Annotated in this window: 19 protein-coding genes and 3 pseudogenes; 8 read left to right on the top strand and 14 right to left on the bottom strand. The window is 61.5% G+C overall.

Translation table 11 applies throughout. The features are described 5' to 3' along the window. The first annotated feature begins 143 nt into the window (after positions 1 to 143). The 3 genes and pseudogenes from XI02_RS36620 (at position 144) to XI02_RS36610 (ending at position 4554) form a co-directional block, all read left to right on the top strand. Positions 144 to 1649 carry an FAD-dependent oxidoreductase gene (locus tag XI02_RS36620; protein ID WP_172646952.1) on the top strand — a complete coding sequence of 502 codons (1506 nt, stop codon included), beginning with the start codon at positions 144 to 146 and terminating at the stop codon, positions 1647 to 1649. Positions 1650 to 1791: 142 nt separating this feature from the next. After that, a pseudogene (locus XI02_RS36615) lies at positions 1792 to 2906 on the top strand (NAD(P)/FAD-dependent oxidoreductase). A 631-nt stretch (positions 2907 to 3537) separates the two neighbouring features. Beyond that, positions 3538 to 4554, top strand: coding sequence for an ATP-dependent DNA ligase (locus tag XI02_RS36610; protein WP_069277184.1), 1017 nt, complete (start codon positions 3538 to 3540; stop codon positions 4552 to 4554). Positions 4555 to 4660: 106 nt separating this feature from the next. Here XI02_RS36610 and XI02_RS45620 read toward each other — a convergent pair whose 3' ends face one another. Both XI02_RS45620 and XI02_RS36600 read right to left on the bottom strand, forming a co-directional pair. After that, complete coding sequence (locus XI02_RS45620) at positions 4661 to 4813, bottom strand: PQ-loop domain-containing transporter (protein ID WP_244981015.1); 153 nt, start codon at positions 4811 to 4813, stop codon at positions 4661 to 4663. A gap of 188 nt (positions 4814 to 5001) precedes the next feature. After that, a complete protein-coding gene (locus XI02_RS36600; RefSeq protein ID WP_338150463.1) occupies positions 5002 to 5502 on the bottom strand; it encodes an isochorismatase family cysteine hydrolase in 501 nt (166 codons plus the stop codon). Positions 5503 to 5756: 254 nt separating this feature from the next. Between XI02_RS36600 and XI02_RS36595 the strand changes: the two are divergent. The 3 genes and pseudogenes from XI02_RS36595 to XI02_RS36585 all read left to right on the top strand — a co-directional run bounded on the left by XI02_RS36595 (position 5757) and on the right by XI02_RS36585 (position 9481). Continuing rightward, positions 5757 to 8240: pseudogene (locus tag XI02_RS36595) on the top strand (excinuclease ABC subunit A). 86 nt (positions 8241 to 8326) lie between these two features. Continuing rightward, entirely contained in the window at positions 8327 to 8593 is a 267-nt protein-coding gene (locus XI02_RS36590) for a hypothetical protein (RefSeq protein WP_225164295.1), read from the top strand. 30 nt (positions 8594 to 8623) lie between these two features. Next, positions 8624 to 9481 carry a glucose 1-dehydrogenase gene (locus tag XI02_RS36585; protein ID WP_172646954.1) on the top strand — a complete coding sequence of 286 codons (858 nt, stop codon included), beginning with the start codon at positions 8624 to 8626 and terminating at the stop codon, positions 9479 to 9481. On the opposite strand, the gene XI02_RS36580 is transcribed toward XI02_RS36585, so the two are convergent. The 3 genes from XI02_RS36580 to XI02_RS36570 all read right to left on the bottom strand — a co-directional run bounded on the left by XI02_RS36580 (position 9474) and on the right by XI02_RS36570 (position 12790). Beyond that, positions 9474 to 9740 (bottom strand): hypothetical protein, encoded by a 267-nt coding sequence (locus tag XI02_RS36580; protein WP_172646955.1) that lies wholly within the window; start codon positions 9738 to 9740, stop codon positions 9474 to 9476. The genes XI02_RS36585 and XI02_RS36580 overlap by 8 nt on opposite strands. A gap of 458 nt (positions 9741 to 10198) precedes the next feature. Next, positions 10199 to 10975, bottom strand: coding sequence for an SCO family protein (locus tag XI02_RS36575; protein WP_172646956.1), 777 nt, complete (start codon positions 10973 to 10975; stop codon positions 10199 to 10201). Positions 10976 to 10999: 24 nt separating this feature from the next. Further along, positions 11000 to 12790: a thiamine pyrophosphate-requiring protein gene (locus tag XI02_RS36570; protein WP_172646957.1), complete on the bottom strand. Its 1791-nt coding sequence runs from the start codon at positions 12788 to 12790 to the stop codon at positions 11000 to 11002. A 213-nt stretch (positions 12791 to 13003) separates the two neighbouring features. Between XI02_RS36570 and XI02_RS36565 the strand changes: the two genes are divergently transcribed. After that, positions 13004 to 13144, top strand: coding sequence for a DUF3606 domain-containing protein (locus XI02_RS36565; RefSeq protein ID WP_069277187.1), 141 nt, complete (start codon positions 13004 to 13006; stop codon positions 13142 to 13144). 357 nt (positions 13145 to 13501) lie between these two features. Here XI02_RS36565 and XI02_RS36560 read toward each other — a convergent pair whose 3' ends face one another. Continuing rightward, positions 13502 to 14002, bottom strand: a complete 501-nt coding sequence (locus XI02_RS36560; RefSeq protein WP_129965244.1) for a hypothetical protein — start codon at positions 14000 to 14002, stop codon at positions 13502 to 13504. 1244 nt (positions 14003 to 15246) lie between these two features. On the opposite strand from XI02_RS36560, the gene XI02_RS36555 reads away from it, so the two are divergent. Next, positions 15247 to 15387 carry a hypothetical protein gene (locus XI02_RS36555; RefSeq protein ID WP_172646958.1) on the top strand — a complete coding sequence of 47 codons (141 nt, stop codon included), beginning with the start codon at positions 15247 to 15249 and terminating at the stop codon, positions 15385 to 15387. 1056 nt (positions 15388 to 16443) lie between these two features. Here XI02_RS36555 and XI02_RS36550 read toward each other — a convergent pair. From XI02_RS36550 to XI02_RS36515, 8 genes and pseudogenes are all read right to left on the bottom strand, one after another. Continuing rightward, positions 16444 to 16629: a hypothetical protein gene (locus tag XI02_RS36550; RefSeq protein WP_069277002.1), complete on the bottom strand. Its 186-nt coding sequence runs from the start codon at positions 16627 to 16629 to the stop codon at positions 16444 to 16446. A gap of 174 nt (positions 16630 to 16803) precedes the next feature. Continuing rightward, on the bottom strand, positions 16804 to 17370 hold the full coding sequence (locus XI02_RS45615) for a hypothetical protein (RefSeq protein ID WP_244981016.1): 567 nt from the start codon (positions 17368 to 17370) through the stop codon (positions 16804 to 16806). Beyond that, positions 17367 to 17595, bottom strand: a pseudogene (locus XI02_RS36540) (hypothetical protein); the annotation flags it as partial. The pseudogene XI02_RS36540 and the gene XI02_RS45615, both read right to left, overlap by 4 nt. 240 nt (positions 17596 to 17835) lie before the next feature. Further along, on the bottom strand, positions 17836 to 18885 hold the full coding sequence (locus XI02_RS36535) for a sensor histidine kinase (RefSeq protein ID WP_172646959.1): 1050 nt from the start codon (positions 18883 to 18885) through the stop codon (positions 17836 to 17838). 302 nt (positions 18886 to 19187) lie between these two features. After that, positions 19188 to 19505 carry a hypothetical protein gene (locus XI02_RS36530; RefSeq protein WP_244981017.1) on the bottom strand — a complete coding sequence of 106 codons (318 nt, stop codon included), beginning with the start codon at positions 19503 to 19505 and terminating at the stop codon, positions 19188 to 19190. Between the two features lie 146 nt (positions 19506 to 19651). Continuing rightward, positions 19652 to 19903, bottom strand: coding sequence for a hypothetical protein (locus XI02_RS36525; RefSeq protein ID WP_172646960.1), 252 nt, complete (start codon positions 19901 to 19903; stop codon positions 19652 to 19654). Between the two features lie 66 nt (positions 19904 to 19969). Beyond that, positions 19970 to 20377 (bottom strand): hypothetical protein, encoded by a 408-nt coding sequence (locus XI02_RS36520; protein WP_172645832.1) that lies wholly within the window; start codon positions 20375 to 20377, stop codon positions 19970 to 19972. A 342-nt stretch (positions 20378 to 20719) separates the two neighbouring features. Then, positions 20720 to 20929, bottom strand: a complete 210-nt coding sequence (locus XI02_RS36515; RefSeq protein ID WP_172646961.1) for a hypothetical protein — start codon at positions 20927 to 20929, stop codon at positions 20720 to 20722. Between the last annotated feature and the right edge of the window lie 2 nt (positions 20930 to 20931).

Raw genomic sequence — 20931 nt, 5'->3', positions numbered from 1 at the left:
CGGGGGGAACGCATGCTCGCCGTGCTGGTTCCTGGGCGTGAACGCCAGAGCCGGCCGGGAAGATTATGATGGTGGGGCGTCTCGTGCGTCCGCAGGAACTCGCGCAAACAGGCCGCGTTTTGCCTCTTTGGGTGGAGTTCAACATGGTCAGCACCTCGCTCTGGATGGAGACCGAAATCCTGCCGGAGGCGGGTGCCCTCAAAGGCGATGTGCAATGCGATGTCGCCGTGGTTGGTTCGGGCATCGCCGGACTGTCGACGGCGTACGAATTGATGAAGCGCGGCCGCTCGGTCATCGTCATCGACCGCAAGGGTATCGCAAGCGGCATGACGGCGCGCACCTCGGCGCATCTTGCGCCGCTTTGCGATGATTTGATGAGCGAATTCAGGAAGCTGCGCCGCGCCGAGGTCGCCAAGCTGTTCTACGAAAGTCAGGCCGCCGCCGTGGATCGCATCGAGGAAATCCAGACAAGCGAGAAAATTGCCTGCGACTTTCTCCGTCTTGACGGTTACCTTTTTCAAGGCAATGGCATGCCGGCCGACATATTCGATGAGGAGCTGGAAGCGGTGCGCGAGGTCGGCGCACCGGTGCACCGGCTGGTTGGCGTGCCGCTCAAGGGCTGCGAGAGCCGGCACGTCTTGCGCTATCCGCGCCAGGCAAAATTCCATCCCCTCAAATATCTCGCCGGACTTGCCGCCGCTTGCGCAAGCGGCAGCGTCCGTTTCTTTGCCAACAGCCCGGTCGAGGAAGTCGCCGAACATGACGGCGGCGTCACGCTGCGAACCTCACAGGGGCTGATCACGGCCGTGCATGCTGTCATCGCGACCAACGCATCAATCGCCGACCGCTTTCAACTGCATACCAAGGTTTCTCCTTACCGCACTTACGTGCTCGCCTTTGCCATCGCGCGGGGCGAACTGCCCGACGCGCTCTATTGGGACACCGAAGATCCCTACCATTATGTGCGGCTGCAAACGGGCCCCGAGGAGGATGATTTCGTGCTGGTCGGCGGTGAAGACCATAAAAGCGGTGAGGCCAACGATGCCGACCAGCGCTTTGCTCGGCTGGAGAACTGGGCGCGTGAATTGATCCCGGCTTTGGACCGCATAACCCATCGCTGGTCGGGTCAGGTTCTCGACACGATCGACTATGCCGGCTTCATCGGCCGCGAGCCCGGCAGCGAGCGCATTTACGTTGCGATGGGCGATTCAGGCCAGGGTCTGACCCATGGTGTGATGGGCGCGATGCTGAACACAGCCCTCATTCTGGGGGAAGATCATCCGTGGAAGTCCGTCTATGCGCCGGATCGCAAGCCGCTCGCAGCGGCGCGGAATTTCCTGCGCGAGAACATGACGATCCTGCAAAACCTCACGGAATATGTGGCGCCGGGTGAAATCGCTTCGCTCGAAGAGCTTCAGCCCGGTGAGGGCGCCATTCTGCGGCGGGGACTCGAAAAGATCGCAGCCTACAAGGACAAGGCTGGCGAACTGCATCTTCATTCGGCCAGTTGCACGCATATTGGCTGTCATCTGCACTGGAACAGCTTCGAGAGCTGCTGGGATTGTCCGTGCCACGGTTCGATCTTTGCGCCCAACGGACGGCCGATCAATGCTCCGGCCGTGTCGGCTTTGCGCCCGGTAAAGGTCTAGCGAGATCCGGTCAAGGCTCAGGGAGCGTTCCATCTTCAAGGACGAGGACATCGAGCAGGGCGATCTGCGTAGCCCGCGCACACCGTGGGCCGTCCTACGGCCGCTGCCAATTGAGCCGATCGTTGACAGCTTTCGGTGCAAGGTGCTGATCATCGGTGCCGGCATCACCGGTGCGCTGATGGCCGAGCGCCTGACACGGCAAGGCCGCCAGGTGGTCATCATCGATCGCGAGCTTCCCAGTCTCGGCAGCACGGTGGCCAGCACCGCCATGCTGCTCTGGGAAATCGACCGGCCGCTGTTCGAACTCGCGCAGCTCTATGGTTTCGAGAAGGCGGTGCGCTGCTATCGGGCCAGCCACCATGCCGCGACCTGCCGTCCCTGGTTTGGCAGCATGGAATTGCCTGCCAGATGCGACGGCGTCTCTCGCTCTATCTCGTCGTCGATGACAGTCCGAACCTTGTTCAGGATGAATGTGCGCTGAGGGGCCGCGCTGATCTGCCGTCCCTCTATCTCGATCACGCCGCGCTGCTGAAGCGCTTCGGCATCGCGCGGGCGGGCGCCCTTTTGTCAAGGGACGCGGCTGATGCCGATCCTGTGCTGCTCACACATGGCCTGCTTGATATCTCCCTGCAACGCGGTGCCCGCCTTCACAAGGCCAACGCGGTTGCCTATGACAGCGCGGCCCAGAGCGTCACCGTCGGCCTTGAGAACGGACTTTCGATCGAGGCGCGCCAGGTTGTGCTCGCGACCGGCTATGTGATGCCGGATATTGTGCGGCCCACGGCGCAGCAACCAGCTTCCAGCTGGGCCATCGCGAGCCGGCGGCAGCCAGGCCATCTGTGGCCCGAACAGGCGCTCATCTGGGAAGCGAGCCGGAACTATCACTATGCGCGGACCACCACTGATGGCCGCATCATCCTTGGTGGCGAAGATGACCGTGCGCTCATCGAGCCTCACGCTCGTGATGACGCCACGCCTGCCAAGGTGAGGGCGCTCAAAGATTATCTGAAGGCGCTTTGGCCGCATGCATCGGAAGATGTGGCGTTCGGCTGGTCGGGCGCCTTCGATACCACACATGACGGCTTGCCGTTGATCGGCAGGGTACCCGGCTCCAAGAATATCTTCGCCGCCTTTGGCTATGGCGGCAACGGCATTACCTTCAGCTTCCTCGCGGCGGAACTTATGGCGGCGATGTTTGCCGGAGGTTCTTCGCCCCTGTTCGATGATCTTGCGATTGATCGCGATATTCCCGGCTAAGACGCGCGATCAGGCTGCCCAGCATGAAGGCGACGAGCAGCGAGGGCAGCGGAGCCTCTCGCACCACATCACGCAGAAATGCGAGCGCCTGGCCCGACGGCTGCCCTTCTTCCAGCTTTCGTGCTGTGATTGCGCTTCATCGCTCCGCGCCGCACCTGATCCGCCATTCCCTGCTCCTTCAATCTGGGCAATAGACCGGCGGCGGAACCGTTCCTACTGCGAACGCTGTGGCCGTACCCGGTGCTTTAGCAACGAAGGGGACCCGAGGCCGTTCTGAAAGGACCGACAACGATCGATCAAGGATGGTCATGGCTCAAGATCCGCCGGAGCCTAAACGAGACGGCAAAGGGGCCACATCTCGGGCTCTCGCAAGCCTGCACGGGAAGTTCAGGAGCCCTTCACCATCCGCCCGCCGGAAACCGATCACGGCTCGATGCCCAATCTGAAATGGTCGTTCGCTGCTGAACCAATGGCTTCCACGCGCGCTTGTCGAAGCGCATTTGAAAGTCACGGGTGACGTCCTGGCGCGGCTCCTGACCACCAAAGCGGCGGTGATCGCACGATGGTATTCCCGCGACCAATCATCGAGCAGGAGGTCGAAATGCCGCCGCGTGGCGTCCGTATGGACGCGATGGAGGCACGTTCTGTCGATGCCATTCCAGTCGGAAAGGAGTGGCAATATGAACCCAAATGGGACGGATTTCGTTGCCTGCTGGCGCGGGACCGGGACGCGGTGTCCATGCGCTCGAAGTCCGGCCAGGATCTCGCCCGATACTTCCCGGAGATCGTCGCCGCAGCCCGCGATTTGCGCGAACGGAGGTTTGTGCTTGACGGCGAGCTCGTCGTCGAGGTTGGCGGGCAATTTTCGTTCGATGACCTCCTGCAGCGCATCCATCCGGCCGCTAGCCGCGTTCAGAAGCTGTCCCGGGACACGCCGGCCCTGTTTCTCGCTTTCGATCTGCTGGAGCTGGGCGACAAAAAGTTGGCCGACCAACCGTTGTCCCGACGGCGACCTCAGTTGGAAAAGCTTGCTGGCCGCAATTTTTCGCGCGCGCCGCTATTTCGGCTATCGCCGGCCAGCACGAAGTTCGGGGATGCCGAGCGGTGGCTGCAATCGGCAGGCGGCGGAAGTGACGGCGTGGTCGCCAAGCGGCTCGATCTTCCGTACCAGACCGGGAAGCGCGAGGGCATGCAGAAGATCAAGCGATATCGCAGCGCTGATTGCGTCGTTGGAGGCTTTCGCTACGGCGAGAAGCTGCAGGCCGGCCGCAAAGCTGTCGCCTCATTGCTGCTGGGGCTTTACGATGCAGACGGCCTCCTGCACCACGTCGGCTTTTCGTCAGCCATCAAGGCAAAGGACAAACCGGCGCTGACCGAAAGACTCGAGATGATTGCGGCGACCAAAAGCTTCACTGGCAACGCGCCAGGCGGACCAAGCCGATGGTCGACGAGACGATCGTCCGAATGGCAGGCGGTGAAGCCGAAATACGTTGTCGAAGTGTCCTACGATCACTTCACCGGTGGCCGCTTTCGGCACGGTACGACCATCCTTAGATGGAGGTCCGACAAGAAGGCGGACCAGTGCACCATGGAACAGATGAAGCAAAAGATCGCGCGGGACCTCATGAGGGCGATCGAGCCAGCCTGACGGATACTTGGGGTCTATCGCATGTCCCGGATCTCGCAGGCCAACACGCCCCGATCGCGTTCGCGCCAACGACAACCCAGTCTTGGCGCAGCAGGTCGTAGACGACCTACAACGTAGGCCCAAGGCTGAGGGCTGCGAGCATCCCAAGCGAGAGGTCGCCCGTCCCACGCGGCCAAGCCTTCCTCAACTGAGGGATGTAAGACAGCGATGCGAGAAAGGCCGCGATGCCGCCAATAGAGGATGCGAATTTACCTATCACACTCTATGGCCACTCCTCGCCTGCCGACGGTGCAGATCCTCGGAGCGAGCCGGTTGCTCGGACTGCCGGCCAGCATTCGCGTCGTATCTCCTGTCAATGAATGCCGCACGGCAAACAGTGAGGAATAAGAACCGTTCCTAACGTCCTGCGATCGTCACGCGAGCCACCGGCCATCAGCGTTTCCATCGTCACTCGACCTGCTCGCCGAACCGGTTCAAGTAGACCGCCATCATGGCGTCGTGAGTCTCGTCCGCGGAACTGCAGAACGCGTCGGTCACCAAGACGACGCGAAAAGCCCAATCGATCGCGCCGAGCGCGGTAGCGAGCACGCAAACCTCCGTCTCGCCTCCTGTAACGACGATCGTACCGACCAGCTTCTCGCGCCAGCGAAGATGCAGGTCGGATCCGGTCCACGGAGAGTAAACGTGCTTGTCGTAAATCGTGGCCGGGGGAACGAAGCAGGCGAGCTCCGGAACGAGATCGACTATATCTGGGCCAAGACGATCGATTGTCATCGAGCTCCGTCGCTCGTAGTACCGTCGCCACATCCCCGCACCTTGGCCTGAGGACCGGGCTGGGATGAAGCGGGTAAACGTCGCCCGCTCGGGATGCCTTGCCGTGATGGCGACGATACTAGGAATCACCCGATCGAACCACGGCGTCCTCCATTCGGTGTCCTCTGCGAACATCCAGTGCATGTCGACGCAGATGTGAATCGTGTTGGCGCCGGATGGCCCCAGCCGTAGCACATCTCTCTTGGCCATCCTTCGGTCGTCTCAAGGACTTTGCCGTATCGGACGCAACAAGGGTGTTCCTTCATGGTTCCTTCGTTAACGCGCCCCGGGCGACTCGACCGGATGCCCTCGGGAACCACGAGATGCAGCCGGGCTTTTACCTCTCGATGTTCGAGAAAGCCGATAGAAGTGAAGAACTGACTTCCGCGATGGCCGACGGTTTCGTCCGCGTCCGCGGAGCGCGGGAGCATAACCTCCGGAACGTTTCGCTCGACATCCCACGCAATGAGCTCGTGGTCTTCACAGGCGTGTCCGGATCCGGCAAGTCCTCCTTAGCGTTTGGGACGTTATACGCGGAGGCTCAACGTCGTTATCTCGAATCCGTATCACCTTACGCACGTCGGCTATTCCATCAGATGCAGGTGCCCGACGTCGACGCAGTTGAAGGATTGCCGCCAGCCGTCGCCCTGCAGCAGCAGCGCGGATCGCCGACAACCAGGTCGTCGGTGGGAAGCGTCACGACGCTCTCCAACCTCTTGCGCATACTGTATTCGCGGGCGGGCACATATCTGCGCGGGCAGGCCTTGCTTTACGCGGAGTCCTTCTCGCCTAATACGCCGGAAGGCGCCTGTCCGAACTGTCACGGCATCGGGCGAATTCATCAGGTCGTCGAACGAAGTCTGGTACCCGACGACACTTTGACGATCCGTGAGCGCGCCATTGCGGCCTGGCCTTCGGCTTGGCAGGGCCAGAATCTCCGGGACATTCTCGTCACCTTGGGGTATGACGTCGATAGGCCGTGGCGCGAGCTTTCGAAGAAAGATCGTGACTGGATTCTCTTCACGGACGAGCAGCCAACCGTACCGGTGTATGCGGGATACACGCCAGCCGAGACGCGAAAAGCCCTGAAGCGCAAGGAGGAGCCCAGCTATATGGGCACCTTCACCGGCGCCCGCCGGTACGTGCTTCAGACATATGCCACCACGCAGAGCGTCATGATGAAGCGGCGTGTAGCGCAGTTTCTGTCGAGCGATGATTGCCCGGTCTGCGATGGGAAGCGGCTAAAAGCAGAAGCACTTTCGGTCAAATTCGCAGGAATGGACATTGCCGAGATGTCTCGCCTGCCGTTGGCCAAGCTCGACGAGCTTATCAAACCGTATATTGATGGAAGCAAGAAAGACGGTACCGACGATCATCCCGAAAAGGCGCTTGTCGTTCAGAGAATCGTGGAGGATCTCGTCGGGCGTCTCGAAGTTCTGCTTGAGCTAGGCCTCGGTTATCTCACCTTAGAGCGCACCACGCCGACGTTATCGCCGGGCGAACTGCAGCGTCTGCGGCTCGCGACGCAGGTCCGATCGAACCTGTTCGGGGTCGTCTACGTACTGGACGAGCCCTCCGCTGGCCTGCACCCGGCAGACATTGAGGCGCTCTTGCGGGCACTCGGGCGCCTGAAGGCATCGGGAAATTCGCTCTTTGTCGTTGAACACGAGCTCGATGTGGTGCGCGAGGCCGACTGGATCGTCGACGTTGGGCCCGCTGCCGGGGACTAGGGCGGTCGGATACTCTACAGCGGGCGCCTTGCCGGTTTGGCCAAAGTCGAAGCGTCCCAAACACGAAGGTATCTGTTCGAAGATGCCGCGAGGGCACCACGCAAGATCCGTCGGCCGAGCAGCTGGCTGAAGCTGCGGAACGTGACGCGGAATAACCTGAGCCGTCTCGATGCCGACCTCCCTCTCGGCGTCCTTACATGTGTGACCGGCGTGTCCGGCTCGGGCAAATCCACTCTCATCAGCCAGTTTCTCGTCGAGGCGATCGCGGAGAAGCTAGGTCAGCGCCGCAAATCCGATCTGGACGAAGCTGAGCTGCAGGAGACCGTGCGTACGCTGAGTGGGGAGATTACGGAAGGGTTGGATCGCGTTAAACGTCTCGTTGTGGTCGATCAGAAGCCGATCGGGCGGACCCCGCGGTCCAATTTGGCGACTTACACCGGCTTGCTCGATCACGTGCGTAAACTTTTCGCCGGGACGAAGCAGGCGCGTGCCAGGCGCTACGACGCGGGCAGATTTTCGTTCAATGTGGCCAAGGGCCGTTGCGAAACCTGCGAGGGCGAAGGCTATGTATGCGTAGAGCTGCTGTTCCTTCCGAGCGTCTATACTCCGTGTCCGACGTGTCGGGGCGCTCGCTATAACCCGAAAACGCTCGAGATCAAGATACGGGACAAGTCGATCGCCGATGTGCTGGCGATGACCGTCGACGCGGCTTTCGAGTTCTTTAAAGACGATGACGTTCTTTCGCGCTCTTTGGGCGTTCTGCGCGAGGTCGGGCTCGGTTACATTAGACTTGGCCAGTCGGCCACCGAACTTTCAGGAGGAGAGGCGCAACGCGTCAAACTCGCCACCGAGCTCCAGCGCGCCCATCGTGGCGGCACATTATACGTTCTCGACGAGCCGACGACGGGACTGCATCCGTCCGATGTCACAAAGCTCGGCAATCAGCTGCAAGGGCTCGTCGAGGCTGGCAACACCGTCGTTCTGGTCGAGCATGATATGTCTGTTGCAGCGGAGAGCGACTGGATCGTAGAAGTCGGCCCTGGCGCTGGAAACGAAGGAGGTCGCATCGTGGTGTCCGGACGACCGGATCAAGTTGCTGCCTCCGGGAGCCGGGCAGCAGAATATTTGAAGCGAGCGCTCTAACGAGTTCATCGAAGGCCGCCAGCCCCGATAGGAACACCGGGGGACGCAGTTGGTTGTTTGCCATCGCCTGCCCGAAAGAGACACGCATGGAAAGCATCCTCGTCGCCGAATTCGATACTAGCCGCGCGGCAGAGCTCGCGGTCGAGCACGTTGTGCAGGAGTGCGGAGTCCAGAGAACCGACGTGGTGCAGCCGATGGGCGCCGACAATACATCCGGCGATCGACCCGCGCTCGCCGACGTGAAGGTAAAGCCGAAGCCGGGCGAGAAGCTTGGGGGCCCGATCGAAGACCGTCGACTTCCGTGGCGACGATCCGAAGCGCGTCGCGGACGCGCTGAAATCCGTTGGTGCTAAGGCCGTCCGGATGAAGTAAAGGACAGAATCATGCCCGAATATCCCAAACCGCCGTTTCCCAGCCAGCGACAACCCATGCCAGGCTCGACGGGGAAGATGGACCCGCGCCCGGATCATGGCGAGACAAGCTATAAGGGCTCGGGACGGCTTCAAGGCAAGTGCGCCATTATTACTGGCGGCGACAGCGGCATCGGGCGCGCGGTCGCCATAGCCTTCGCCCGCGAGGGCGCCGACGTCCTGATCGCCTACCTTGACGAAAGCGACGATGCGAAAGAAGTCGCGGCGATGATCGAGAAGGAAGGGCGCAGGGCTGTCCTCGTCGAGGGCGACCTTCGCTCGGCCGACCATTGCCGCACCGTGGTCCGCCGCGCCGTGCAGGAACTTGGCGGCGTCGACATTCTCGTCAATAATGCCGCGCATCAGGCGACCTTCGCCGACATCGGCGACATCAGCGACGAAGAATGGCGCATGACCTTCGAGGTGAACATCCATGCGATGTTTTACCTCGCCAAGGCCGCGGTCCCGCATATGAAGCCTGGAGGCGCCATCATTAACACGGCATCGGTAAATTCCGACATGCCGAACCCGATACTGCTCGCCTACGCGACGACGAAGGGAGCGATCCAGAACTTTACGGGCGGTCTGGCCCAGATGCTGGCGGAGAACGGCATCCGGGTGAATGCCGTTGCGCCGGGTCCAATTTGGACCCCGCTCATTCCCTCGACGATGCCAGAGGAAACCGTAAAGAACTTTGGCAAGCAAGTGCCGCTGAAGCGGGCTGGCCAGCCGGCTGAACTCGCCACAGCCTACGTGATGCTCGCCGACCCGCTATCCAGCTACACTTCGGGCACGACCGTCGCGGTGACCGGAGGCAAACCCTTCATCTGAGAGGTGGCCGGCATAAAGCATCCCGTGACGCCCGATGGCCGCTACTTCGTCGTAAATGGGAAGCTTGGGTCTCAGCAATGCGGACGTTGAGCCGGGCGCCTCCATAGAGCTTGGGAGAGTGCGGCGGAATGCAAGGCAGCCGCTTCAGCAGATCGGGCTGATCACCCTTCGGCTTGGGCTCCGGTTTTGGCATTCGCTTCTGGCCACCGTTCTTGCCGCCCTGATCCTGCTGTCCTTCGAGATCGTTTTCCTTGGGCATGTCGCCCCCTCCCAACCCGCAGGACCCGATCCAGATGGTGGCGGGCGTCAGGCATTGAGCTGCGCATGTGGCTTGCCGGCACTAGGGCCAGCGCCTTGGAAGCGGACTGCAGATTTATGAAGGCTGTCGTTGGACTGCGGCTCCGCAGCAAAGTCCGTCCGGCAGCGGCGGAACAACGGCGGGCTGGCAGTTCGTCCTGTCGCTCCTGGCCGTCGGCCAGCTCGTGTTTCCGTTCTTTGCACTCGTGAACCGTCGCGTCCGCGCCGATCGCCGTTGGCTACTCGGACTATGCGCCCTCACGCTCGCGATGCGGATTTGCGAGGCGTCGGTCCTGGCATTCCCGGCCATTGATGGTCTCCACGGCTGGCTCACCGGCATCATGCTGGTGGCCGGTCTGGCCTTGCTTATGGGGCTGTTGGCCTGGGGCGTAGCGTTCCGCCTGCGCCATGGCAGATGGCTCAACTTCGCGCCGCCTCGCGTTCGTGCCGAAGCAGAGCGACGATGAGCAGACCGAGCAAGACCAAGGTCGCAAGACCGGTCGCCTTGAGCAGGCGACCGACCGCGAGCGTGTAGAGACCGCTTGCGGGATCAAATCCGTAGCACATCAGCCTGACATGATCGGTCCATCCGCCGATGCGGCCTTGACCGGCTTCGACCAACGCGAGGCGCAGATTGGCGGGATCTAGCCCGAGACCGGGCAGGGCGCGCGCAATGCGACCGTCGGCCGTCACGACAAAGGCGGCCGCGGGATGCGCGTAGCGGAGTTGGTCGCGATCGTAGACCGCTTCAAATCCGAATGCTTTTGTTAGTCCCGCGACGTCGCTGGCATCGCCGCGCAGGACGTGGGTGGCATCGCCCCACGCTTGGAGGCCGACTTGCGCCTGCTTCATCTCCTTCGCGTTCTCCGCGGTATCCTGCGGGTCGAAGCTCACGACGTTCAGATCGAAGTCCTGACCGGGACGCAGGCCGGACCGCCGGAGCGCGTCGGAGACGGTGCTGACCACCGACCCGCACAGTGTGTCGCAGGTGAAATCTGCGAGGACCCACACGCTTGGCCCGCCGGTGAGCCATTGCCGGATCGGCCGTGTGACGCCGTTTTCGTCCCGCAGGCGGACGCTCAGCGGTAGCACGGCGCCGGGCCGGGGCGATGCCTCGACCCCGGCGACATCGGATCTGGTCAACTCGGCGCGCGCCGGCGCCAGCGCTGCGCAGACCAAACAGACGGCAAGCATCATCTGATGATGCATCGCTCCTGGCCTTCACTTCTCCTTGCCGGGCAACACGGTCTCGAGCAGCTGACGCGCTGCGCCGCGGATGACGCCGACTTCGTTCGGGTCGCCCTTGGCGAGCGCGATCGAGAAGTTCTTGGCTTGCTCGAGCGTGATATGCGGCGGTAGCGGGGGCACTTCCGGATCGGTCTTGACTTCCAGCACCACCGGAATGTCGCTCGCGAGCGCCTGCTCCCAGGCCGAGCCGAGCTGTGCGGGGTCGTCGACATAAATCCCCCGCAGCCCGATCAGGTCGGCGAAACGCGAATAGGAAACGTTGGGGATGCGTTGCGATGCCTCGAACTTGGGATCGGCATTGATGATGCGCTGTTCCCATGTCACCTGGTTGAGGTCTTCATTGTTGAAGACGCAGACGATCCAGCGGTGATCGCTCCAGTAGCGCCAGTATTTGGCGACCGTGATAAGCTCGGCCATGTTGTTCATCTGCATGGCGCCGTCGCCAACCAGCGCAATGACGGGACGATCGGGCGCTGCATATTTGGCGGCGATTGCGTAGGGAACTGCCGCGCCCATCGATGCCAGGCCGCCCGACAGCGAGGCGATAAGGCCGGGACGCATCTTCAGATCACGGGCAAACCAGTTGGCGCAGGAGCCGGAATCGCTGGTGATGATCGCGCGATCGGGAATGCGCGGCGACAGCTCCCATGTCACGCGCTGAGGATTGACCGGCTTGGCCGGCTGGTGCGCGCGATCCTGCAATGTCTTCCACCAGGTCCGGACGTTGTCCTCGATCGCCTTTCGCCAGCTGCCGTCGCTCTTCTGCTTCAAGCGCGGAAGTAGCGCGCGCAGCGTCTCCGCCGCGTCGCCCACGAGGCCAATCTCCATCGGAAAGCGGATCGAGAGCATGCCGGCGTCGATGTCGACCTGGACGCCGCGGGCCTGGCCCTCCTTGGGCAGGAACTCGGAATATGGAAACGCCGAGCCGATCATCAAGAGCGTGTCGCACTCCATCATCAGGTCGTAGCTCGGCTCGGTGCCGAGCAAGCCGATCGAGCCCGTCACCCATGGCAGGTCGTCGGGCACCACGGCCTTGCCGAGCAACGCCTTGGCGCATCCGGCCGACAGCCGGTCGGCGACGGAGGCGACCTCGTTGGTCGCGCCAAGCGCGCCGGCGCCGACGAGCATGGCGACCTTCTTGCCGGCGTTGAGAATGTCGGCGGCGCGATCGAGCTCGGCCTCTGCCGGAACGATCCTCGGCGGAGTGTATCCGACGCCGGACCGCAGCGTGCCGTGTGCGCGCGGCGGATCCTCGTAATCCTCTTCCTGCAGATCATTCGGCAGGATCAGCGCGGTCACGGTGCGCCGGGCGAGCGCAATGCGCGCGGCGCGGTCGATCAGATGGCGGACCTGAGCGGGCGAGGAAGCCTGCGCGACATACGCGCTGGCGACGTCCTTGAACATCGAGACCAGGTCGAGCTCCTGCTGATACTGCCCGCCCAGCGCGTTCCGCGCCTGCTGGCCCACGATGGCGAGCACCGGCTGATGGTCGAGCAGGGCATCATACAGACCGGTGATCAGGTGTGAGGCACCGGGGCCCGACGTCGCGATGCAGACGCCAAGGCGGCCGGAAAATTTGGCATAGGCACACGCCATGAACGCCGCCATCTCCTCGTGGCGCGCCTGGATGAAATCGATCTTGCCTTCGGCGCGATTTAGCGCACCGAACACGCCATTGATGCCATCGCCGGGATAACCGAAGAGATGCCGCACGTCCCAGTCCTGGAGGCGCTGCACTACGAAATCGCCAACGGTCCTGGACATCGTGCATATCCCGAAAGTTGAATGTGAGCGGTGAACGGCGGGGATTGTCAGCCGTTCCAAAGCGACCGTCCCCTCAAGTAGGAGGTGGCATCGGAGAAGAAATAGGCAGGTGCAATGGTCACCGAACGTGTGAGGATCCGCCGCGACATGCGGTTGCCCATTAGATTGGTTCGATAATAGCCAGAGTTGGCCCTCATCGACAGGAAGGCCGGAATGGCAAAGAAAGCAAAGAAGCAGACCGCGCGCGGTCGCAAGCAGGACCGGGCGCGCGTCGCCGGCGGGCAGGACTACGAGGTGAGTTACGAGTCGAGGAGGACGGGCAAGTCGGAGGCATCGGTGAAGAAGGCGGTCTAAATGGTCGGCACCAGCCGGAAGCGGGGTTGAGCGTCGGCTCAGGGTAGCAAAGAAGAAGTCGCTAGGAACAACGTCCTCGCGGTGAACGTTGACCCGCGCCGCTCGCGGCAGAGCGGCATGGACGAGTGGAGCGTGCCCCGGCTCTCCCCCGAAGACCCGGGGCACATTCGCGGTCAGTTTGGAGCGGCCCAGGCTGGCACCTCGCTGGGGCACCGAATCGGCCTCAGCACGTCCTCTCGCTGGGGCCGTTTCGCTTCGGGAACAAGCAGCGGTCCACGACGTTGCCGGCAGCTTCAGCAGCTCGGCCGAGCTCGCGAATGAACGCACTCTGTTTGGAGATTCTTGGGCGCTCGACCCTTACTCTTCCTCAGCCCAACTCAGCTTCTCGCAGCTTACGCAGCGGCGAAGGCGATAGCTCTTACCTTGGCGACTGTCGAGGATAGACATTGCCGAAGTGACACCGCCGCAGCGGAAGCAGGCATAGGAATCGGGCCGCAGCGGCTTTTGCTCGCCATCAGCGGCGAACGCGCCGTTCTTTTCTATCTGGGCTGGTCCTTTGAGTTCGCTATCGTAGACCATCCATCCGTTGCCACCCTGCCGAACGAGGAAACGTCCCCGCATCGGGCGTCCAATAAATTCCATTTGCATCCACCATCTGCAAAATACGAGCGCGTCGATTAGCTCGAAGGATGGAGCGCCCGGCATTGAACTATGTGAATCGTGACGATCAACTTTGGATAAGCGCCACCTGGCTTTCGCGGCGAACTGAAAGCGGCCCCAACCGGGGGGCCGCCAACCCGAACGATACGGGTTTTCCTCTGGCAGTCGGGGGGCACCTTGGCTGACCAGAAGCGCCAATTAGACGCTGATCTCCTCTCTATGGTTCCTCGCCTGACGTGGCAATTGGACAGGAGCGTATTAAAACTAGCTTCGTCGGATCGCGCGGGAAGAACTAGCAACTTCTGACAGCCGTGTTAGCTTCAAAGCCTCGGGTCACGTCCCGATTCATCATAGGACGACTGGCCTCAGCACCGGCCTCTAGGCCCCCAGAGGTGCTGGGGCCGTTTCTTTGGGTTACCCTCGCTGACATGCATATCTAAATGCGAGAATGGTGCTGCCGGGCGATCCTGCGGGGATGTTCAGTTTCGGTCGCATGGATGGGTGTTGAATACGGCTTTCTCAGCTTTGCTGGAATGTCGTTTGTGGCGCTCATCGTCAGCGTAAGTTGGCTGCTGATCGGCTGAGCGTCCTACCTCTCGTGATGACATGACGACTTGGCCTCGTAACCCCTTCGCTGGCCGTTTCTTTAGTGCCCTTCGTGTCTACATTTTGAGGACCAGGGCGGATATCGGACTTCATCATCTCCAGTTTGATTGGCTTCAGTTTAGCACTCAATCGCCGCAACCTGGCTCGCGCCCGCTTGGCTGGGGTATCAAGTCGCTCGCCCACGGTCCGTTTCTTCGCCATACCTGCTTTCCTCTTGCGGGAAAGGCTCGTGCGTCTTTGCGGCCGATGAACGTATCCGGCGGCGGATTGTCTTTGAGCAGCCGGGCAGCTTCGGCCGAGACCCGGAGGGCCGCGTCAACGATCTGCCCGTCCTGCCGTTGATCGCTGCAATGCGATTGATGACGCGCTGATCGGCCATAGCCGCGCTCCCTCGCTCAATGCAGGCGGAAGCACTTGGTCTCTCAGCCACCGACGCCCACGGGCAGAGGCTTGGCCGGTGATGACGATATAATGTGCCAACTAACATAGGTTGCCAGGCGGCCGATCGATCCTCCTTGTCGAGAGGACGCATTCCGTTCTCAGCCTGGAACAAAAAGCTTGTGTGCTGTTCTGGACAGAATTTCTGGAACAAAATGCCCATTTGCACGTCATGAATCCGTTGCGATAGGAGCAACGGGGAACGACGTGCCGTCCGCAGAATATCACCTACGCCAAGCCGAACTTGCAGCCCGGCTTGCGCTCGCTGAAGCAGAACCATCCAAAGCCGCAGCTCTCCACGTTCTCGCACTAGAGCAGTACGATAAGGCCGCGAAGGCTGGGGCCAAGCCGGATCAGATGTCGCGAATACCGGCCCTGAGAGACTAGATGAGCTGAATATGGTTGACCTGGATCAAGACAAGGCAATCGCATCTGATGAGTGTATCGGCATGGCCGATCGCTACGACTGGATTTCCATCGCCTGCTTGACCGCGATTGCGCTTACGACTGTTGCCGCGACTGCGGCCTTGTTCCTGTAGAACGCGGGGCCGCGCGGTGGCACAAATTGCACTAGCGGTCGCCCAGTATCGAGGAATAGGATTTCAACCCCAAACGCAGGGGTTGTGTCATGAGTAGTGACCTACCTTTTAGCGCGCTCATCGTGGCGCTCGGGCTGAGCCCCATCGCAATAGTGGCTATCGCCTTGTTCATGTAAAAAGAGGCCGCCTCAGTTGGCGGCCTCTTTATCCTGGCAGCTTGCCCTTCCCATTCGGATCGAGCCCGTCGCGATTCGGTGCCATGGAACACCCGCAGCCGCGAATTCGAACACTTGTGGAGTAGTCCACGAGGGTAGCTTTCGTTGCTACTTTATCCCATTACGGTGCATTGCGCTGTGGGGGCGCAGAGAACGGCCCCGGTTCACTGGCCCTGCTAGCCCCAAGATGGTGCCGGGGTCGTTCCCTTGCTGCGATGCGGAACGAGATGGAATGAGCGCGAATAGATTTAAGAGTTGGACTGAAACCGAAGAACGTTTGCTGGTTGCGCTGCATGAGTCAGGGATGGATCACCGCCTCATAGCGATCCAGATGCGCAGGACGGAAGCCGGGATCGATAACCGGCTCGCGGTGATCACCAAAAGGGCTAAACGGGCGGAGAGCGTCAGCCCGGCGTCGCTCGATAGTCCATCGCCGGCCGTTCGCGGATGACGGCAGGGTGCGATACGCTCTGCGACGTGTCGTCGGCTAGGAACGAACGTTTCTCCACGGGGCCCGATTGAGCACAAGTCTTGGTGCTTCAATGTCGGTAGCACCCGACACGGCCTCGGTGCTCTCCTCGTGCTGGGGCCGTTTCTTTTCGGGAACAAGTGGCAATTCTTGACGTTGCAAACGTCGGTCGGGTTGAGGAGTGGGACGACCATCGGCCTCAGCGTTCTCCCCGGGGCGCTGGGGCCGGTTTTTCCGAGGTGCAGTATGACGGACGAACGTCGGGATTGGACCCTGATCATCGGATTTCTAAGCATCGCGGTCGCAGTGCTGATAATCGACCTTGCCTTCTAGGCCGTCCTCGTTGAGCAAGGAAGAGCATGCTCTCCGACCTCAATGCGTGATTTTGAGGTGGCTGGCCACCCGATCCTCGTTGTTCGCTAGCAGCTCATAATCATCTGCCAGCTTGAGATAGGCTCGACGTATTCCGTCGTCCATCGCGTACGACGACAGTGTGCGATACTCTTCTGCTATGCGTCGGTGTCTGGCCGCCTCAGCGGCGTAATCGTCCGAACTCATGGGAGGGGCTCCCTGAGGTGACCCTACCAAATCGTGCCGGCTAGACGAACAGGTCTTTGCCCGACTGCAGCATCCTCACGAACGTCCCGCTTTCGTGGTACTCGAGCCAGCATGCCAGCCCAATACTCAGCCGGCGTCGCCTTGTCCTGGTAGATCGTCGGATAGTTGATCTTCTCAATGTAGATCCGGCCGATCTCGGATCGGCTCAAGGGCGCGGGCATGTTCCATGATCCGGCGCGCGGCTTCCTCCGGGTCCGCCCAGCGACGGTCTTCCTTCATTTTCATCGTCGAATTCCGTTGCGCCTTTGCGCAGCGTAGATGGTGAGGGGTGTGAATCTGGCTTTCGGCCGGACGGTGGCTATCAAACGTCGCGCCATAGGGACAGCGCATCAGCGACGACGGCTGTTGAGACGGCAGCTTTTCGCCGCGATCCCACATGGCCTGCTTGCGTGCGATCCAGTCGCGATGATCGCGCCATGCCTGGAAGTCCGCCTCGGTCAGGGTCGGCAGCAACGCACCCCATGCCGCTTCGAACCCCGCGCGCCGGTCGTCGAACGTCGCGGCCGGTCCGCCGGTCGACCGGTCAGATCCGGGATAGAAGCCGCATTTCCATTCCCATTGGTCCGCGTGGTTCGGCACGCCCTTGCGCAGCCCGATCGAACCAACGACGACGTCGCGATAAAGGATGCTCCATTTCTCGCGGGCAGCTTCCTTGTCGCGCCGGCGCGTGAGCTTGGTCACGTCGCGTCTCCGATCGGGCAGCGCTGCCACAGTTGCAGCAGCTCCGCGGCCGGCCGCTTGCCAGTCGCGCTGCACTTCACGCAGCGCAGGCGGTCGGCGAGATCGTGCACCCTGGTGGTCGGAACGTGGCGCAGGGCAGCCCAGGTCAACCGCGCGCGGCGTCTTGCACCGCGAGCATTTGATCTCAAGCCACGGATAGCCGGCATTGATAGCCTGGTCGATCGAGTGCTCCACCATCATCACCAGCGCCACCTGCCGATTTGCGCTCGACCTGAGTGCTGGACCTGCATATTCCCGTCGAGCCATTTCGGTGAGGGCGCTCCGCTGTTCACGGAGGAAGGCACGTTCGAATCGTGCGGCGGGAGCCAATTTCAATCGAGCAGTGCGCGTCGCAGAATCGAGGAGCGCCAGCGTCATCAATCAGTGTCTGGCAATACTTAGTGTATTGGCCCTTAGATGGCGGCGTCACCGATCGTCGCGCGCGAGCACGACCTTCACTTCGCAGCCGTTCGGGAGCGGGCTGCGGGATACCGAACCCTTCATTTGGGCCGCGAGAAGCTTGATCAGCCGGCTACCCATCCCAGTTTTTGCCTCCGAGGGGCAGCCTACCCCGTCGTCCTTGACGACGATGCTGAGCCTGCGTTCGTCGGCCTTGACATCGACGTCGATGGCGCCAGCCCGCTCGTTCGGGAAGGCATATTTGAAGGCGTTGGTAACCAGTTCGTTCACAATCAGCCCGATATTGGCCGCTTGCACGCTGGCCAGGGAGATCTCGTCGCAGCGCACGCGAACGGCGATCGGCCGCACGCCGCGCTGCAGGTCGCCGAGGCTTCCGCAGAGCGTTTCGATGTAGGGCCCGAGCAGGATCTTGCCGTCGCCGCCCATGCTGTGCAGCCTATCGTGGACCTTGGCGATGACCTCGACGCGCCCGATGGCGGCATGGAGGGCGGCCTGCACCTCCGGATTGACGTCGGCCCGCGCCTGCAGCCGCAACATCGACACGATGGTGGTGAGATCGTTCTTGGTCCTGTGCGCCAGCTCCTGCAGCAACACGTCGGAATAGACCTTGGCTTTGGCCAGGCTCTCTGTGGTGGAGCGCAGAGCTTCGGTGATCCCTGCTAAGCCGAAGCCGGTCAATATGAATACGATCAGTGGTGGCGCCGCCGCAGCGGCGGACCGCGGCAGGAAGAACACGGACGCGAGCACCGCGCTCGCGATCGTGGCGAGAAAGCCGCTCCCTCGGTCAAACAATACGGATGCGAGAAACACGGCGGGTACGAAAAGGAGGAGAGGATAGGCCCCCAAGGGCTCCGGCGCCAAAAGTCGCCCCAGGCATGCGCCTCCCACCAGGGTGAGCGAGAGCACGTAGCGCAGCCAGATCGGATAGCTTGGCACCATGTGAAGGAGCTTGAAGACGAACCGATCCATCTTGGGCAACAGCTGCTCCCGGCTAGCAGTTCCTGCATCGAATTCCATGAGGCCAGCGTTGCGCGTGATGACGTTGGCGTTAAACACTCGCAGCCCGCCAAGAATTAGGACAGGCTGCTTGACTTGCCTATGCGCATGCGTCGACAGCTCGCCCGGCCCATCCTACTAGAATGGGAGCTACTAGCTTTGCTGCCATGTCATTCGTGGCCCTCGTGGTCTTCTCCTCGAATAAGCCGATCCTTCAGGGGATGACGTCGACTCGACCTCAGCGGGAAACCCCCTCGCTGGAGCCGTTTCGTTGGGGCAGCTATCAACGGGCTTATGGCTCAAAAGAAAGAGGCCGCTAAGGAGGTGGCCTCCGTCTTCACATCAATAGGGCGATAGCACTATCACGATGGGCTCAGCCCGAGCACCACGACGAGCGCACTAAACCGCCAGGCCGAGGCGGCCTTACGGCCTTTCTTATCTCGCTGTTTTGCCGCTTCGCTGGGGTATTCAGTCGTTCGCCCACGGTCCGTTTCTTCGCCATACCTGCTTTCCCCTTGCGGGAAAGGCTCGTGCGTCTTGCGGCCGATGAACGTATCCGGCGGCGGATTGTCTTTGAGCAACCGGACAGATTCAGCCGAGACTCGGAGGGCCTCATCAATGATGCGCCGGTCTCGCCGCTGATCGCCGTAAATGAGATTGATGACGCGCTGATCGGCCATGGCCGCGCTCCCTTGCTCAATGCAGGCGGGAGCACGCTCGGTCTCTCAGCCACCGGCGGCCACGGCAGAGCCTCGGCCGGCGAGAGGTACAATGCACCTAAACGCCCATTCGTTGCTAGGAATTAAACGATCCGCAGTCGGGCAATTCAGAAAGTCTTGCCCCTTTTAGTCTGGAGATCGAAGACCAATCTGACCTGCATGATGGGGCCGGCTTCGTCCCTGACATCGATGGTCATGTCGCGCGGCTTTGCCGACATCGAGTGGATCGCGTCACGAGCCATATCCGCCAGCGACTTCGCGGCCTCGACTTGAGCGGCCTCGACACTCTTCAGTTCCATTCCCTCCTCGTCGAGGGCCATTGCCTCTCCCTCGTAGAGATCGAAATAAAAGCGAGGCATCACAGACCTCCAAGACTGCATTCGAATAAAGCAGGCCTATGGAATGTGTTCCCTTGCCGCCGCGGTTTAATGCCTTGTTGCGCGAGGAATGGCCCCTAGCACTCTGCTTCTATCGTCGCGCACTATCACCGCTCGGCCTGTCGCATCTGCCATCTCTCGTGCTTTCCTTAGCGCGGCGTCCGCGTCGGGAAGATCGAGTACTATGCGCTTTCGGCCCTTTTGCTTAACGGACATCGGCCCGACCGAAGCATCCTGTTGGCCTGCGGGGGAAAGTTGCTGGATCGACGGTGGAACGTTGGACATTAATCCGTTCTCGCTTTCCTGCTTTGGGAACGGCTCCTGCGTCTTTCGTCCCAGGAATGTATCGGGAGTCGGTGTCGCCAGCAGCTTCACCGAGGCCGATATTCGACCACGCATGAAAGCGAGGCGCGCTTTGACGGCATCGCCGTCCTGGATGCGATGAACAACCGCCATTGACCGATCTTCCCCGTTTTTTGGCGCAGAGCGCCATTTGGGCCCTAAGTCGGCGGTTGAAGGCCGGGAGCCGATAGCCACTCAGTCATGCGCGCGGCCCTCTCATCCTGGTGGGCTTTCTGCAGAATCGCCTCTTCCTCAGTGCCCGGCGGAAGCCCCTTGGCTTGCGCGCGCAGGCGCAACGCGGTGATGTTCGTTAACGAATCGAAAGGTGCGGCGTTCCAGCCGCGCTGGAACTTCTGTTCATCCGGACGCCATGACCGTCATGGGCTAAAAACTGGCGCCCCGGGAAACCGTGCCGCTACCGAGATGGGATCACCGGCAGCCGAGCCAGCACCCGCCTTATGAGCGAACCGGATTGGCAGGTCGCCTGCCTTCGGGATGCTTGTCGATTGTCCGCTTCGCTGCAGCGATCGCTTCCTGAGTGCGTTGATAAGTCATTGTTCTGATGGTTTGGCCGCCGGCGATCGGCGTGACTTCGACCAAGAACCCACCGCCGGGTTGCTCGATAATCACCAATCGGTGCGCTAGATATTCAAGTTCATCCGTCACGT

This window comes from Bradyrhizobium sp. CCBAU 21365, from assembly GCF_015291305.1.
Lineage (GTDB): Bacteria > Pseudomonadota > Alphaproteobacteria > Rhizobiales > Xanthobacteraceae > Bradyrhizobium > Bradyrhizobium elkanii.
The sequence above is the reverse complement of the archived record's forward strand: the minus strand, read 5'-3'. Positions and strand labels throughout refer to the sequence as shown.

What these genes read in the sequence shown, in the direction of transcription:
- XI02_RS36620 (WP_172646952.1), top strand. Translation starts at nt 144, where the DNA reads ATGGTCAGCACCTCGCTCTGGATGGAGACCGAAATCCTGCCGGAGGCG.
- XI02_RS36610 (WP_069277184.1), top strand. Translation starts at nt 3,538, where the DNA reads ATGGAGGCACGTTCTGTCGATGCCATTCCAGTCGGAAAGGAGTGGCAA.
- XI02_RS36600 (WP_338150463.1), bottom strand. Translation starts at nt 5,502, where the DNA reads ATGTTCGCAGAGGACACCGAATGGAGGACGCCGTGGTTCGATCGGGTG.
- XI02_RS36590 (WP_225164295.1), top strand. Translation starts at nt 8,327, where the DNA reads ATGGAAAGCATCCTCGTCGCCGAATTCGATACTAGCCGCGCGGCAGAG.
- XI02_RS36585 (WP_172646954.1), top strand. Translation starts at nt 8,624, where the DNA reads ATGCCCGAATATCCCAAACCGCCGTTTCCCAGCCAGCGACAACCCATG.
- XI02_RS36580 (WP_172646955.1), bottom strand. Translation starts at nt 9,740, where the DNA reads ATGCCCAAGGAAAACGATCTCGAAGGACAGCAGGATCAGGGCGGCAAG.
- XI02_RS36575 (WP_172646956.1), bottom strand. Translation starts at nt 10,975, where the DNA reads ATGATGCTTGCCGTCTGTTTGGTCTGCGCAGCGCTGGCGCCGGCGCGC.
- XI02_RS36570 (WP_172646957.1), bottom strand. Translation starts at nt 12,790, where the DNA reads ATGTCCAGGACCGTTGGCGATTTCGTAGTGCAGCGCCTCCAGGACTGG.
- XI02_RS36565 (WP_069277187.1), top strand. Translation starts at nt 13,004, where the DNA reads ATGGCAAAGAAAGCAAAGAAGCAGACCGCGCGCGGTCGCAAGCAGGAC.
- XI02_RS36555 (WP_172646958.1), top strand. Translation starts at nt 15,247, where the DNA reads ATGGTTGACCTGGATCAAGACAAGGCAATCGCATCTGATGAGTGTATC.
- XI02_RS36550 (WP_069277002.1), bottom strand. Translation starts at nt 16,629, where the DNA reads ATGAGTTCGGACGATTACGCCGCTGAGGCGGCCAGACACCGACGCATA.
- XI02_RS36530 (WP_244981017.1), bottom strand. Translation starts at nt 19,505, where the DNA reads ATGGCCGATCAGCGCGTCATCAATCTCATTTACGGCGATCAGCGGCGA.
- XI02_RS36525 (WP_172646960.1), bottom strand. Translation starts at nt 19,903, where the DNA reads ATGCCTCGCTTTTATTTCGATCTCTACGAGGGAGAGGCAATGGCCCTC.
- XI02_RS36520 (WP_172645832.1), bottom strand. Translation starts at nt 20,377, where the DNA reads ATGGCGGTTGTTCATCGCATCCAGGACGGCGATGCCGTCAAAGCGCGC.